General features: G+C 67.6%; 9 protein-coding genes. 3 read left to right on the forward strand and 6 right to left on the reverse strand.

From position 1 onward, the window contains the following. The first annotated feature begins 7 nt into the window (after positions 1–7). Both HAV22_RS11875 and HAV22_RS11880 read left to right on the forward strand, forming a co-directional pair. On the forward strand, positions 8–1,336 hold the full coding sequence (locus HAV22_RS11875) for an MFS transporter (RefSeq protein ID WP_166859283.1): 1,329 nt from the start codon (positions 8–10) through the stop codon (positions 1,334–1,336). A 79-nt stretch (positions 1,337–1,415) separates the two neighbouring features. Further along, positions 1,416–2,270 carry a cupin-like domain-containing protein gene (locus tag HAV22_RS11880; RefSeq protein ID WP_371869619.1) on the forward strand — a complete coding sequence of 285 codons (855 nt, stop codon included), beginning with the start codon at positions 1,416–1,418 and terminating at the stop codon, positions 2,268–2,270. A 1-nt stretch (position 2,271) separates the two neighbouring features. Here HAV22_RS11880 and kdpE read toward each other — a convergent pair whose 3' ends face one another. Both kdpE and HAV22_RS11890 read right to left on the reverse strand, forming a co-directional pair. After that, positions 2,272–2,970: a two-component system response regulator KdpE gene (gene kdpE, locus HAV22_RS11885; RefSeq protein ID WP_166859285.1), complete on the reverse strand. Its 699-nt coding sequence runs from the start codon at positions 2,968–2,970 to the stop codon at positions 2,272–2,274. Continuing rightward, a complete protein-coding gene (locus HAV22_RS11890; RefSeq protein ID WP_166859286.1) occupies positions 2,960–4,993 on the reverse strand; it encodes an ATP-binding protein in 2,034 nt (677 codons plus the stop codon). Before HAV22_RS11890 ends, kdpE begins: the two co-directional genes overlap by 11 nt. A gap of 145 nt (positions 4,994–5,138) precedes the next feature. Here HAV22_RS11890 and HAV22_RS11895 point away from each other — a divergent pair, with 145 nt between their 5' ends. Beyond that, the gene (locus HAV22_RS11895; protein ID WP_166859287.1) at positions 5,139–7,100 is read left to right on the forward strand and encodes an APC family permease; all 1,962 of its coding nucleotides are present in this window, start codon (positions 5,139–5,141) and stop codon (positions 7,098–7,100) included. 62 nt (positions 7,101–7,162) lie between these two features. On the opposite strand, the gene HAV22_RS11900 is transcribed toward HAV22_RS11895, so the two are convergent. From HAV22_RS11900 to HAV22_RS11915, 4 genes are all read right to left on the reverse strand, one after another. Beyond that, positions 7,163–10,336, reverse strand: a complete 3,174-nt coding sequence (locus HAV22_RS11900) for a TonB-dependent receptor (RefSeq protein ID WP_166859288.1) — start codon at positions 10,334–10,336, stop codon at positions 7,163–7,165. A 34-nt stretch (positions 10,337–10,370) separates the two neighbouring features. After that, positions 10,371–11,636: a hypothetical protein gene (locus HAV22_RS11905; RefSeq protein ID WP_166859289.1), complete on the reverse strand. Its 1,266-nt coding sequence runs from the start codon at positions 11,634–11,636 to the stop codon at positions 10,371–10,373. A gap of 320 nt (positions 11,637–11,956) precedes the next feature. Then, positions 11,957–12,556 (reverse strand): NAD(P)H:quinone oxidoreductase, encoded by a 600-nt coding sequence (wrbA, locus tag HAV22_RS11910; protein ID WP_166859290.1) that lies wholly within the window; start codon positions 12,554–12,556, stop codon positions 11,957–11,959. A 102-nt stretch (positions 12,557–12,658) separates the two neighbouring features. After that, positions 12,659–14,758 (reverse strand): putative bifunctional diguanylate cyclase/phosphodiesterase, encoded by a 2,100-nt coding sequence (locus tag HAV22_RS11915; RefSeq protein WP_166859291.1) that lies wholly within the window; start codon positions 14,756–14,758, stop codon positions 12,659–12,661. Positions 14,759–14,909 lie beyond the last annotated feature (151 nt).

The raw sequence follows: 14,909 nt of genomic DNA on the forward strand, positions 1-14,909 counted from the left end.
GGGCATCATGACGATTCACTCCACCGCCAACGCCCACGCCACGGCACCCGCCGCATCCGCGCCGGCGCGCACCCCGTCGAAGCTGGCCACGGTCATCCGCGTCACGAGCGGGAACTTCATCGAAATGTATGATTTCTTCCTGTTCGGCTTCTACGCGAACCAGATCGCGCGGGCGTTCTTCCCGGCGACGAGCGACTACGCGGCGCTGATGATGACCTTCGCCACGTTCGGCGCCGGCTTCTTCATGCGGCCGCTGGGCGCCATTTTCCTGGGCAGCTACATCGACCGTATCGGCCGCCGCAAGGGCCTCGTGCTCACGCTCGGGATCATGGCGTCGGGTACTGCGCTGATCGCGTTCGTGCCCGGCTATGCCACCATCGGCCTGCTCGCGCCGCTGCTCGTGCTGATCGGCCGCCTGCTGCAGGGCTTTTCCGCCGGCGTGGAACTGGGCGGTGTGTCCGTCTACCTGTCCGAGATGGCGACGCCGGGCAACAAGGGGTTCTACGTCAGCTGGCAGTCGGCCAGCCAGCAGGTCGCCGTGATCTTTTCGGCGGCGCTGGGCTATGGCCTGAACCACGCCATGCACAAGGACGTCATCGCCGACTGGGGCTGGCGCATTCCGTTCTTCGTCGGCTGCTCGATCATCCCCGTCGTCTTCTACATCCGCCGCTCGCTGCAGGAAACGCAGGCGTACCTGCAGCAGAAGTCGCATCCGACGTTCCGCCAGATGATGCGCACGATCGCGCTGAACTGGCCTCTCGTGACGGTGGGCGCGATGCTGGTCGTGATGACGACGGTCGCGTTCTACCTGATCACCGTGTACACGCCCACGTTCGGCAAGACGGTCCTCAAGCTGAGCACCGAGGACAGCCTGCTCGTCACCCTGTGCATCGGCCTGTCGAACTTCATCTGGCTGCCGCTGATGGGCGCCGTGTCGGACCGCATCGGCCGCTGGCCCGTGATGGCCGTCTGCTCAGCGCTGGCGGCGGTGACGGCCTACCCCGCGCTGTCGTGGCTGATCGCGCATCCTAGCTTCGGCAATATGCTGATGATCGAGCTGTGGCTGTCGTTCCTGTACGGCAGCTACAACGGCGCCACCATCGTCGCGCTCACGGAGATCATTCCCGCGCAAGTGCGCACGACCGGCTTCTCGCTCGCGTACAGCCTCGCGACGGCGCTGTTCGGCGGCATGACGCCGCTGCTGTCCACGTGGCTGATCGATGCCACCGGCGACAAGGCGGCGCCCGGCTACTGGATGGCGTGCGCCGGCGCGATCAGCCTGGTGGCGACGTTCCTCGTGTACCGCGGCATCGTCAAGGAGCGCGTCGCAGCCTGATGCGCGCTTGCCGCCCCGGCGCGCTTTCCCGTATGATGCGGACCCCGACCCCGCAAGCACGACGTACGAGACCGCGCCGGTGACCCAGCCTTCCACTTCCTGTTCCGACCCTCGCGCGCACAAGGCCGCGCGCGTGCGCGGCGTGACGTCGATCGCCGCGATGCGCGCCGCCATCCGCGCCGTCGCACGCGACCTGCCACCGCTGTCCGCCGTGCCGCGCACGACGATGCCCGGACGCGCCGCGTTCCAGGCGCGCGCGGCCGAAGGGCTGCCCTTCATCGTCACGGGCCTCGTCGACCGCTGGCCGCTGTGCACCGTCACGCGGGACATGCTGCGCGCACGCTTCGGCGACGTGCCCGTGCGCGCACGTGTCGGCGACTACATCGGCACGGCGTTCGCCCCGGACCGCGCGATGCACGACATGACCTTGCGCGCCTACCTCGACCTCGTCGCTGCCGGCACGGAAGCGCTGCCGCCCTACGTCGGCAACCTGGAGATCGGCGCGCTGAACGGCATGTGCCACTGGCCCGGCTATTTCAGCAAGATGGGCCCACCGCGCTTCTGGCTGGGACCCGCCGGCACGGTGACGCCCCTGCACTGCGACTACGACGACAACATCTTCGCGCAGGCGCTGGGCACGAAGCGGATCTTCCTCGCGCCACCCCACCACGACGAATTCCTGTACACGCGCGAGGCGAACCCCGTGCTGCACGGCTCACCGTTCGACCCCGAGAATCCGGACTACGACCGCTACCCGCTCGCGCGCCGGGCGGCGCTCGTCGAGTGCACGGTCAGTCCCGGCGAGATGCTGTACGTGCCGGCAGGGTGGTACCACCAGGTGCGCGCGCTGACGTTTTCGCTGTCCGTCAACCGCTGGGCGCGGGCGCTGCCGCTCGCGCTGAAGGGCGACCCCGCGCTGCGGCGGCACGACTAGCTCAGGGCTGCAACCGGTAGCCGACGGCGGTCTCCGTCAACAAATGCCGCGGCTGCGCCGGATCGTCTTCCAGCTTCTGGCGCAGATGTCCCATGTAGATGCGCACGTAGTGGCCGTTGTCCGCGTTCGACGGCCCCCACACCTCGCGCAGCAGTTGCGGCGCCGTGACGACGCGGCCCACGTTAGCGAGCAGCACGGACAAGAGCTTGTATTCCGTCGGCGTCAGGTGCACGGGCTGGCCATCGCGCTGCACGGTGCGCCGGTGCAGGTCGACTTCGACCTTGCCGAACGTGACGCGCGCGGACGTCTCGCCGCCAGCCTTGTGCTGGCGCCGCAGCGCCGCGCGCACGCGCGCGAGCAGCTCGCCGATGCCGAACGGCTTCGTCAGGTAATCGTCGGCGCCCGCATCGAGCGCCGTGATCTTGTCCGCTTCGTCGATGCGCGCCGACAGCACGATGATCGGCACCGGGCTCCAGCCGCGCACGTCGCGGATCAGTTGCAGGCCGTCGCCATCGGGGAGACCGAGGTCGAGGATGATCAGGTCCGGTGTGCGCGTCCCGGCGTCGATCAGGCCACGCTTCAGGTTCTCGGACTGGTGCACCTGCCAGCCCTCGCCCTCCAGGGCCATGCGGACGAAGCGGCGGATCTGCGGCTCGTCCTCGACGATGAGGGCGACGGGTGCGGCGGTTTCATTGCTCATGCTGGTCGATCGGGAGGTCGTTGGAATCGGTGTCGCGCGGGTCGGGCTCGCCGTCCGGGAGCGGCGGCGGCTCGCCCAGCGGCAGCGTGAATTCGAAGCAGGCGCCGGCATCCGGCAGGTTGCGTGCATGCATGCGGCCGCCGTGGGCCTCCACGATGGCGCGGCAGATGGCGAGTCCCAGTCCCACGCCTGCGATCGAAGATTCCTGCCGGCCGCGTACGAATTTCTCGAACAACGCGTCCTCGCGACCCGCCGGCAGGCCGGGCCCGTCGTCGCACACGGCCACGCGCAATTCCCCGTCCTCGGCGCGTGCGACGACCGTGACGCGCGCGTGCGGCGGCGTGTACTTGCCCGCGTTTTCCAGCAGGTTGCACAACACGCGCTCGAGCAACGTGGCGTCGAACCGCACGAGCGGCAGGCCGCGCGGGATGTCCGTGCCCACGGTACGCGTCCCCAGCTGCCAGCGGCACACCCGCAACGCGCTGCCGATCGCCTCTTCCACGAGCTGCCACTGCAGGTTCAGCTTCACGCCGCCGCTCTGGATGCGCGCCATGTCGAGCAGGTTCGCGACGAGGGTGCTCATGCGCCGCGCTTCGTCGCGCAGCGCGTTGGCCAGTTCCATCTGCGCCGCCGCCAGCGGTGGCCGCGACAGGGTCAGCGACTCGGACAGGCCGACGAGCCCCGTCAGCGGCGTGCGCAAGTCGTGCGACAGCGCGGCCAGCAGCGAATTGCGCAGGCGCTCGCCTTCCATGCGCACGACGGCGTCCTGCGCCACGTCGACGTAATGCACGCGTTCCAGCGCGATGGCGGCCAGCGCGGCGAAGGCGTCCAGCAGTTCGCGCCGTTCCGGCACGAGCAGCGCCGCGACGTCCGGCACGCGCACGGCGAGCACGCCGCGCGAACGCATCGGCGCCAGCAGCGGCAGGTACAAATAGGGATTGCTGGGCAAGGTGGACGTGCCGGCACCGGACGGCGCCGCGTGATCGAACGACCACTGTGCGGCCGCCATGTCCAGCACGCTCAGGACGGGCGGCCGGTCTTCCGCGGTCGCGTCGGCGGCGGGCCAGCGCAGCCGGCCGCCGTCGTCCGGCAGCAGGATGGCGGCGCGCGCATCGAACGTGCGTGCGAGGAAGCGCCGCGTAATCTCGAACACCTGCTCCGTCTGCAGCGCGACGGACAGCGCACGGGCAAATTCGTACAGCGCGCGGGTGCGGGCCTCGCGTCCGATCGCGGCCTGCGCCTGTTCGCGCAAATCGGACGTCAGGCGCGCCGTGATCCAGCCGACGGCCAGCATCACCGCGAGTGCGACGGCATATTTGAATTCGCTGACGTCGTACTGGCGGCGCGGTGCCGCCGCGACGAGCGCGCAAAATCCGACCAGCGTCGCGGCGATCGCGGGGCCGCGTCCGAGCCGGATCGCGACGAGCACCACCGTCAGCAGGAACAGCATGGCGACGTTCGCGACGTCCAGCAGCGGCAGCAGCGGCAGTGCGACGATCGCGGTGGCGAGGCTGGCGCCGGCGGCGGCCAGGTAACGGCGCGGTGCGAGCGTGCCATCCGCGCGCGCGTCCGCCGCGTCACCGGACGCGGACTGCGCTGCGCCGGATGACGTCACCTGGACGAGATCGAGGCCGGGCGTCGCCTGCGCGAGCCGCTGAGCGAACGAGGCGCGCCACCACGGGGTCGTACCGTCGCGTGCCACCACGGCCGTCGCGCAGCCGTGGCGGCGCGCGTAGCCGGCGACGACGGCCGCCGCATCGTGCCCTTCCAGCACGGCCGTCACCGCGCCTTGCGCGTGCGCGCGGCGCAGCAGTTCGAGCGTGCAGAGGCGCGCGGCCTCGCCGCGGCGGCGCGTCTGCGCGTTCTCGACGAGCACCGCGTGCCACGGGCCGCCCGTGAGCGTCGCGAGCCGCGCGGCCGCGGCCACCGTGGCCTCGTCGGCCGCGCCGGCGCCGAGCACGGCCAGCACGCCGTGGCCCGCCTGGGCGAAACCGGATGGATTCGGGATGTCGGAACTCTGCATGCGTGGATGGTAAGCGATCGCCCGTAAAAGCGGCATAAAAATCGCGGCGTTTACGCGGCGTTTACACGGCCCCGCCCACCATTTACGACAATTTTCGGGGCACGACCCTATCGTGGGAGCATTGTTCCACGCCCCCCTCGCACCCATGGCATCCACACTCACCAACCTGCGTACCGCCCTGCTCGGCCGGCCCCTCGACCCGCTGCGCCGGGACACCCGCCACTCCCTCACGCTCGCCGCTTTCCTGGCCTGGGTCGGCCTCGGCGCGGACGGCCTGTCGTCGTCGGCCTACGGCCCCGAGGAAGCGTTCAAGGCGCTGGGCGGCCACGCTCACTTCAGCCTGTATCTCGCGCTGGCGACGGCGGCCACCGTCTTCATCATCGCCTTCGCCTACAACCAGGTGATCGAACTGTTCCCGACCGGTGGCGGCGGCTACCGCATCGCCACCGTCCTGCTCGGACCGCACGCGGGCCTCGTGTCGGGAGCCGCCCTCGTCGTCGACTATGTGCTGACCGTCGCGATCTCGATCGCCAGCGGCGTCGACGCGCTGTTCTCGCTGCTGCCGCTCGCATTCCAGGCGTGGAAATTGGGTGCTGAACTGGGCCTCGTCGTCCTGCTGCTGTGGCTGAACCTGCGCGGCGTGAAGGAATCGATCAAGGTCCTGCTGCCGATCTTCCTCGGCTTCGTCGTCACGCACTTCCTCGTGATCGTGTACGGCGTCGCGGTGCAGGCCGGCCACATCCCCGCGCTGCTGCCAGACACCGTGCGCGAAACGACGGGCCTCGCCGGCCGGACGTCGTGGTTCTTCACGCTCGCCCTGCTGCTGAAAGCCTATTCGCTGGGCGGCGGCACGTACACGGGCATCGAGGCCGTGTCGAACAACGTCAACTCGCTCGTGGAACCGCGCGTGCGCACGGGCCGCATGACGATGCTGTACATGGCCTGCAGCCTCGCGTTCACGGCGGGCGGCATCATCTTCCTGTACCTGCTGTGGCATGCGACGCCGCAGGACGGCCAGACGTTGAATGCCGTCGCCTTCCGCGCCATCCTCGCGCACGCCGGCTTGAGCGGTCCGCTGCTGGGCATCGCCCTCGCCGTCACGCTGGCGTGCGAGGCGGGCCTGCTGCTCGTCGCCGCGAATACCGGCTTCCTGGGCGGCCCCGCCGTGCTGGCGAACATGGCACAGGATTCGTGGGTGCCGCACCAGTTCCGCTACCTGTCGAGCCGCCTCGTCACGCAGAACGGCGTGCTGCTGCTGGGTGTCGCGGCCGCCCTCGTGCTGCTGGCCAGTGGCGGCCGGGTCGACCTGCTCGTCGTCCTGTACAGCATCAACGTGTTCCTCACGTTCAGCCTGTCGCTGCTGGGCCTGTGCCGCTACTGGCTGCGCCACCGCGGCGACGCCGGCTGGATGCGCCGCCTGCTGCTGTCGATGTGCGGCCTGGCCGTCACTGCCAGCATCCTCGTCGTCACCGTGGTGGAAAAATTCATGGAAGGCGGCTGGGTCACGATCGTACTGACGGGCCTCGTCGTCGTGCTGTGCCTCGCCGTGCGCGCCCACTATGCCGACACGCGCGCGCGGATCGCCGACGTCGACCGCGTGTTCGCGGCGCAGCCGGCGGGCCCGTGCACGGACACGCCGGCACCGGCGCCGGACGCACCGACGGCCGTGTTCATCGTCGGCAGCTCACGCGGCGGCGGCTTGCACGCGCTGTTGTGGGTGCAGCGGATGTTTCCCGGCCACTTCAAGAACGTCGTGTTCGTGGCCGCCCGCGCCGTCGACGCGCACGCCTACGGCGGCGAAGGCGAGATCGAGGTGCTGCGCGCGAAGGCCGAGACAACGCTCGACCACTTCGTCAAGTTCTGCCGCAGCCACGGTATCCCGGCCACGTCGCGCCTCGGGTTCGGGACGGACGCCGTCGCGACGTTGACGGAGATGTGCCGCGACCTGGCCGGCGAATTCCCGCACGCCGTGTTCTTCACGAGCCGCCTCGTGTTCCAGCGCGATAACCTGTTCACGCGGCTGCTGCACAACCAGGCAGCCCTCGCGATCCAGCGCCGGTTGCACTTCGACGGGCTGCAGATGATCATCCTGCCGATGAAGGTCTAGGAACGAAAAAAGGGCGGCAAGTGCCGCCCTTTCGTTGATTCCAGCGCTATGCGCCGGCTACATCACCAGAAGGCATAGCCCATCGAGACGCGGAAGCTGCGCCCCGGCGCGTACACGGAGCGGAGCGAGTAGCCGAAGCTCTGCTGTTGCGTCTGCCTCGTGACGGCATTGGTCAGGTTGCTGACGTTGGCGCTGGCATACAGGTTGTCGTTGAACTTGTAGTTCAGGCCACCGTCCCACTGGCCGGTCGCTTCCTGCCACACCGGCAAGCCCCAGCCCACGTCCTTCGGCGCCACACCGCCGTTCGCGGCGATACGTGCCGGATCGGCGCTCGTACCATCCCAGCCGTTTGCCCCGTACGCGTTCGTGGCTTGCAAGAAGCGGTCACGCCAGCTGTAGGCCAGCCGCAGCGACACCGGGCCCCGGTCGTACATCAGCGCAAAGTTGAATGCGCGTCGCGACAGGTACGGCACCGGCAGGTCCTTGAACGGCATGCCGTTCGTATCGCAACCGTACAGGTTGCCGGCGACGCCCGAGTTGCCGCTCTGGCAATACTTGAGGTCGAAGGGGTGGTAGAGCGACTGCTTGCCCTTCAGGTAGGTGAAGTTCGACGAGACGCCGAATCCCTTCATCCAGTCGGGCAATGCCTTGTCCAGCACCGGCAACTTGTCGAGGTAGGTCATGCCCGCCACTTCGATGCCGACCTCCCACAGCCGGGCCGCGTTCGCCGGTCCGGTGACGAGGAAGTCCTGGTCGTTACCTGCCAGGTCCTTGAGGGTCCGGACATAGCTTTCGGTCATGATGATGTCCTTGACCTTTTTCGCGAAGAACGCGGTCGTCAGCGACTGGCCGTCACGTGGATACCATTCCAGGGTCAGGTCGAGGCCGGTCGACTTCAGGGGCTTCAGTTGTGCGTTGCCGCTGTTGGTGCCGGTGTACTTCACAAACGCGATCTTCGAGCCGGACGAATCCCAGATCGGCTGCTGGTTCAGCGTGATGTATTCCTGCAGTTGGTCGAAGCCGGGACGGTAGATGTTCTTCGACAGCGCCAGGCGCGACTGCAGCTTGTCCGACCAGTTCACCTTCACGTTCAAGCTCGGGATCACGTCGATGTGGCTGCCCCCGGCATCCAGCTTCTGGTCGATCTCGCCGAACCGCGGCAGGGTCGGGTCCGTCGACGGCGAATAGCCCGGCTTGAAGATCGTGTACCCGTGGGCGATCGATTTCGTCCGGACCACCCGCACGCCGGTATTGCCGTCGACAGGGAAGCGCCAGTCGTCGAAGCCGAAGCGCAACGTGCCGTAGATGGCCTGCGTCCCTTCGCTGTGCTTGCTGATGTCCTTCGGTTGGTCGGTGAACGCAAGAGGTTGCCAATCCTTGTTGTAGTCGGCGCACTTGGCGGCCCGGTCCGGGTCGTTCGTGTACGCGGCCGCGTCCTGGCATTGCTTGATGCGGAGGTCCATCAACTGCTTGTATTGATTCTGCCAGTAAGTCTGCACAAGCGGCATGGATGCCGTCACGATCGGGGGCGGAGCGGCCATCTTGCCAGCGAAGAAGTCGGGGAACGCGAACGCTTCCACACCGCCCGGGATCTGGTAGTTACCCAGGTAGGGGTAGTTGGCCCTGCTGCCCTTCGCGTCTGTCGGGGTCGGCAGTGTTCCCGGCACCTTGGTCTGCGTGATGCCCCAGGGTTCCGCGATCGATGTCCAGGTGTTGCCCGAGGCATTCTGCTTGGTCGACGAGCGTTCCGTCACGCGCACGCCGAAACGGAAGTCGCGCAGCACGGGACTGTCGAACGTGTACTTGGCGTCTGCCTTCCATGCATACAAGTCGGCCTTGGCCCGGTTGAGGGCGGGCTGGACCGAATCCCAGAAATAGTTGTTGGGGTCGGCCAGGAATTTCGCGGCCGCCGGATCGAACGACAGCTTCGGCATCGAACCGGTGACGTCCATCGTCATGCTCGGCACGAACGTACCGAGGTTGACCAGCGCACCGTCGGCGTGGTTCGTGGCGTGGACCCATTGCAGGTCGTTCTGGAAGACCCAGCTCTCGTTGGCCCGCCACTTGGCGTTCCAGGCCAGTTCGCGGGTACGTGCGCCCACGTGGCTGAGGTTCGCGGTCGTGCCCATGTTCAGGCCGCCCGCCGCGTACTGGTTCAGGCCTTTACCGGCCGGATAGGTCAGCGTGCCCGACTGGAAGACGCCCTTGTCGTCGAACTTGGCATTGGAATACTGGGTGTCGTACGCGTACGCCCCCGCCGTGAAGATGCTGTGATTTGCGTCGGTCTGGGTGTAATCGGAGTCGAAATAGGTCAGCGCCGTCTCGAAGTTGTCCTTCTTCCACTGCAGCGCGCCGTAGAAGCCCTTGCGTTCCGATACGCCGTCGCCCGTACCCCACGAGGCGCTGTCCGGTACCCACACCGTCTTGCCGGGGACGACGTCGTTCGTGCGCGGATAGTACGCCGACAGGCCCATCGAGTCGTAGCGGGACTTGAACTTGTTGTACGAGAGATCGACGAGGGCGCCGAATTCGCCGTAGCGCGTGTTCCACCGGTTCGAATACAGGCCCGAGACGGCCGGCGAATTCTTCTTCCCGAGCGCGGTATAGTTGTCCGACAGGGACAGCGCGCCCATCGCGCCTTTCTGGTCGAACGGCAGGCGCGTGCGCAGGTTGATCTGGCTGCTGATGCCGCCCTCCACCAGTTCGGAAGACGGGTTCTTGTACACGTCCACGGCCGCCATCAGTTCCGGCGGCACGTCGCTCCAGCTCAGTTCGCGTCCCGGCCAGCCGGCCGAAAAGCTCTCCCGCCCGTTCAGCGTGGACGACCCCCACGACAGGCCGCGCACCTGCACGCCCGACCCTTCGGCGGAGAACGCCAGCGAATCGCCGCCCAGGGGGCTGTTGTTCGAGCGCGAGCGGTTGCGGTCCATCGTAACGCCCACCACCCGCTGCAGCACCTCGGTGATCGACTTGTCCGGGAGCTTGCCAGCCTCGTCCGCCACGACGGAGTCGACGACCTGCTCGGCTTCCTGCTTGATCTTCTGCGCGGTTTCCAGCGCCCTGCGCTGGCCGGTCACGACGACGGTGGTCGTGCTGCCGGTGTCCGCCGCGGCGGTCGCATCCGTCGTTTGTGCCTGAGCCGCGTAGCTGTACAGCATGGCGACCTGCGCCGCGGCTAACGCCAGCGCGGTCATCCTGATCGGCTTGCCGCCGACCTTCGTCTCAATTTTTTTCATTCTCTGATTCCTTTGTGGGATGTCCGACCCGCTGTCACTGGAAAACGATCGGCCCGGTCAACGTGAACTGGGTCTTGTAACCCGACGATCCGTTGGGCTGCACTGCGGAGAACTTGATTTCGGATATCGCGTAGTCCTGCAGTTCGTTCCAGACATCCAGCCCGCTCAAGCCGCACGTCTCACCCAACGCGAACTTGTCCTTGAGGCCGATGCTGTAGTCCGCAGCGGCGGCCGTCGGCTGCACCGTGGCCTTCAGCGTCACGTGGCAGGCCTTGCCGTCCTTGGAGTTGAAGTGACTGATTCCCAGTTCGACGTTGAACTGGTTATTGGCCGAACTGAACCATTCGGTGTTCTGGGCGAGATTGAATTTCAGCGCCGCCTGGGCGTCGATACGCAGGCCTGCGGCACCTGGCCGGAAGTCGCCTGCCGGCCACCCGCTGTTGGCATCGAGATCGGTGGTCGCCAGGCCAGGGGCGAAGAGGAAGAACTGCGGTGCGTAGTTATAGTCCCAGTCGGACGGTTGCGGGGCCGCGCCCCAGGTCACGGAATAGGTGTAGCTCCTGCCGTCGCTTGACACCTTCCGGTCGCACGCTTCCGGGCACCACCATTGATTGCCCGGGCGCCCGATGACGCCTTCCTTGGAGTTGTCGGCATCCTTGTAACCGCTCAGGAACGTCAACGTAGCCGCCGTGGCCGTGCCGATCGGGATATTCTTGTCGACCGTGATCGTTGCGTAGTGATCGTCGCCCTGGGCCGTGGCCGTGATGGTGCACATGCCGTTGGCGACCTTGGTCAGCGTCGTCCCGCTGACCGTGCACACGTCAGGCGTCTTGCTCGCGAAGCTGGTCGGGAGGCCCACGGCGGAGGTGGCCGCCAATTGGACGGGTGTCTTGTCCAGAGGCTGCGAGCCCGGATTGCGGAACACGAGTGCCGACTTGATCTTCGGGATGACGAACAGCTGCCGCGACGACGCGGGCGCATAGCCGTTGCCGCCGGCCTGGCTGGCGGTGACCGAGCATTCGCCCGCTTTCAGCAACGACAGCGTCGTGCCGCTGACGGAGCAGACATCCGGGGTGTTCGACGTAAACGTAACGGCACCGCCGCCGGTCGCGGTCGCCACCAGCTCGGTGGTCGCCACCGTGGGCGGCAAGGCCACGGTCATTCCGCCTGGATAGTTGAAATCGACGGCTTGCACCAGGGTGCCGTCAGAACCTCCCCCGCCCCCGCCGCACCCGGCGAGCACCGCCGCACACGCCAGGGCAATCGCCCGTGGCTTGAATTTTGTCGCTTGACTCCACATGAGTTATCTCTCTTCTGTTGGTCTTTACTTGCCTACACGGCCATCGGATAACCGTGACGGAGATGACTTGGCTGGCGGGTCGGTACACGCTCTTGGCCGCCGTTGCCAATCAGCCATAATGCTGAGGCAGCAGACATGGCTGTCGCAATTGCGACAATCATCAATACGGCTAGAAAATCCCACGGAAGGAGGTCAGCGGCGCGGGCGCGCCGGCCTCGCGCGCGGGCGCGCCGGCCTCGCGCGCGGGCGCGAGGCGATGCATGAGTACAACAGCGCAGCCGGGGCGGCTGGCTTGATGGGGGAGATGGGAAGCGGGAAGGTCAGCCGAACAGCTTGTGCGCGGTTCTCGCGACCAGTTCGCCCTGGTGGCGCGCGCCATCCAGCTCGTTGCGGCTCGGCTGGCGCTGGCCCTGGCCGCCGGCGATCGTGCTGGCGCCGTACGGGCTGCCGCCGGTGATCTCGTCCAGCGTCATCTGGCCGGCGAAGCTGTACGGCAGGCCCACGATGACCATGCCGAGGTGCAGCAGGTTCGTGATGATGGAAAACTGCGTCGTCTCCTGCCCGCCGTGCTGCGTTGCCGACGACGTGAACGCGGCGCCCACCTTGCCGTTCAGTGCGCCCTTCGCCCACAGGCCGCCGGTCTGGTCCAGGAAAGCGGCCATCTGCGACGGCATGCGGCCATAGCGCGTGGGTGCGCCGATCACGATGGCGTCGTAGTCCGGCAATTCGTTGACGGTGGCGATCGGCGCGGGCTGGTCCAGCTTGAAGTGGCCGTTGCGCGCGACTTCGTCCGGCACCGTCTCCGGCACGCGCTTCACGTCGACCGTCGCGCCGGCCGCGCGGGCGCCGTCGGCCAGCGCGTGCGCCATCTGTTCGATGTGTCCATACGTCGAGTAATACAGCACCAGTACCTTTGCCATGTCCGCTCCTTCGATCGTCCCGCGCGACGCCACCGGCTGGCGTCCTGCCGTCGCCGGCCCACGCAGCCGCGACCGGGACATGCTAACCGAACACGGCCCGCCTCACGCGCACGCGTGCTCGGCGGCCAGGCGGTACGGCGAGCCCCGCGCCCAATCGAGCAACTGCGCGGCAGGCATCGGCGCGGCGACATAGAAGCCCTGGGCTTCGTCGCAGCCCAGGGCATGCAAGGCATCCCAGATGCGGGCATTGCTGACGCCTTCCGCCACGACGCCCATGCCCAGGTCGTGGGCCAGGTGCACGGTGGACTTGACGATGGCCGCGGCGCGGCGGTCGTCGATCATCTGCATCGTGAAGCCGTGGTCGATCTTGATGACGTCCACCGGGAGGCGGCTCAAGTAGCTCAGCGACGAATACCCGGTGCCGAAATCGTCGATGTACAGACGGAAGCCCATGGCGGACAGGCGTTCCAGCTCCGCGATGCTCTCGGCGGGGTTCTGCATCAGGCTGCTCTCCGTCATCTCCAGCCCGATCAGGCCCGCGCACGCGCCGTGCTGCTCGAGCAGGTCGCGCAGGTGTTCGGACAGCGACAGCGCGGCGATGTCGCGCGCGGACAGGTTGACGGCGATGGGCATGCGCACGCCCTGCGCCCGCCACGCTTCGCACTGCGCGACGGCGCTCGCCAGCATGTGCTGCGTGAGCACGTGGATCAGGTCCGTCGATTCGATCAGCGGCATGAAGGTCTCGGGGCCGATGCAGCCCTTGTCCGGATGGACCCAGCGCACGAGCGCCTCGACGCCGACGATCTCGCCGCCGCCCATCGTCACCTTGGGCTGGCAGAACAGCTGGATCTGTCCGGCCTCGATGGCGGCGCGGAAGTCGCCGATCAGCGACAGCCTGTCGGGCGTGTGCGGATCGTCTTCCGCGACGTACACGGCCACGTTGCGCGCCATGCCGGCCGCCTGGTACAGCGCGATGTCGGCCTTGCGCAGCAAGGTGTGGTAGTCGAGGCCCTGCAGGGGCGCGAGCGCGATGCCGACGCGCGCGCCGATCTCGTACGAAATGCCGGCGATGGCGAACGGCGCTTCCAGCGCGCGCAGGATGTTCTGCGCCCAGCGTCGCGCCTCGTCCTCGTCGGCGCCGTCCAGCACGATCGGGAAACGCGCGTCGCCGCGCGCGACGACGCCCGCCTGCCCGACGACGCCGGCCAGCCGGTCCGCGACGAGCGCCAGCAGCACGTCGCCGTACAAATGCGTCAGCGCGTAATTGACGTCACGGAAGCGCACGAGGTCGACGATCAGGCAGGCCAGGCGCGCCTGGCCGCGTCCCCGGCCGCCGCCACGCCGCAACTGGACCAGGCGGTCATCGACTTCGCGCTCGAACAGGTTCATGTTCGGCAGGCCCGTCACAGTGTCGTAATACGCGAGGCGGCGCACGTTGTCCTCGGCGCGGCGGCGCTCCGTCACGTCCTGCACGAGGCCCAGCATCTTGACGACGCGGCCCGTCGCGTCGCGCCGCACCTCGGCCACGGAATGCAGCCAGCGCACGTCGCCGTCCGGCCGCACGAGCCGGAATTCGATGTCGTACTTGTAGTCGGGGTCCGTCAACGCCCGCTCGCGCGCGCTCTCGGCCAGCGCGCGGTCGTCCGGGTGGATGCGCGCGTAGATCTCGGCCGTCGACACCGGGGTCTCGTCCGGCCGGAAGCCCAGGATGCGATAGCCTTCCGGCGACGACGTCACGTGCTCGTCGCTGGCGGCGTCCCAGATCCAGTTGCCGATCAGCGCGAGGGCCTGGGCGCGGTGCAGTTCGTTCTGGATGTCGCGCAGCTGTCCTTCCGCCTCGACGTGGCGCGTGACGTCCTGCAGGACGACGAGCACCGCGTCACGGCCATCGTAATTGATGGCGCAACACTGCAGGATCGCGTGGCGCACGATGTCGCCCACGCCGGCGATGAGGCACACCTGTGCATGCAGCCGGCATGCGTCCGCGCTCAGTCGACCGGCGCCGCCGTCGTCGTCGTACAGGTCGGGCAGGTGCTTGCCCAGCAAGCCGGCGCGCGTACACCCGAGCTGCTGCAGGGCCCCGTCGTTGGCATCGAGGATTTCCTGCGAGACGGGGTCGCAGACGAGCAAGGATAGCAGCGTGCCCTCGAACAGCGGCCGGCACCATGCGCTCGCATCCGCGCGCGGGAATTGTGCAGCCATGGGGCTTTCCTTTCGATGTTATAGCGTGCCATCATGAAGTATAGCGCAAACATCGATAACAAAATATCATCGAACCCCTGTCAAGACAGACAGGTAGCGCACTTTTCGGCCACGCTCCGGAATGGTCCACCCGGTCCATTCCGGCGCTTTT

The sequence above is a fragment of the Telluria antibiotica genome, from assembly GCF_011682055.1.
Classification (GTDB): Bacteria; Pseudomonadota; Gammaproteobacteria; order Burkholderiales; family Burkholderiaceae_D; genus Telluria; species Telluria antibiotica.

Coding starts and splice junctions, on each gene's coding strand:
- HAV22_RS11895 (WP_166859287.1), top strand. CDS start 5,139: ATGGCATCCACACTCACCAACCTGCGTACCGCCCTGCTCGGCCGGCCC.
- kdpE (WP_166859285.1), bottom strand. CDS start 2,970: ATGAGCAATGAAACCGCCGCACCCGTCGCCCTCATCGTCGAGGACGAG.
- HAV22_RS11890 (WP_166859286.1), bottom strand. CDS start 4,993: ATGCAGAGTTCCGACATCCCGAATCCATCCGGTTTCGCCCAGGCGGGC.
- HAV22_RS11905 (WP_166859289.1), bottom strand. CDS start 11,636: ATGTGGAGTCAAGCGACAAAATTCAAGCCACGGGCGATTGCCCTGGCG.
- HAV22_RS11875 (WP_166859283.1), top strand. CDS start 8: ATGACGATTCACTCCACCGCCAACGCCCACGCCACGGCACCCGCCGCA.
- HAV22_RS11900 (WP_166859288.1), bottom strand. CDS start 10,336: ATGAAAAAAATTGAGACGAAGGTCGGCGGCAAGCCGATCAGGATGACC.
- wrbA (WP_166859290.1), bottom strand. CDS start 12,556: ATGGCAAAGGTACTGGTGCTGTATTACTCGACGTATGGACACATCGAA.
- HAV22_RS11915 (WP_166859291.1), bottom strand. CDS start 14,758: ATGGCTGCACAATTCCCGCGCGCGGATGCGAGCGCATGGTGCCGGCCG.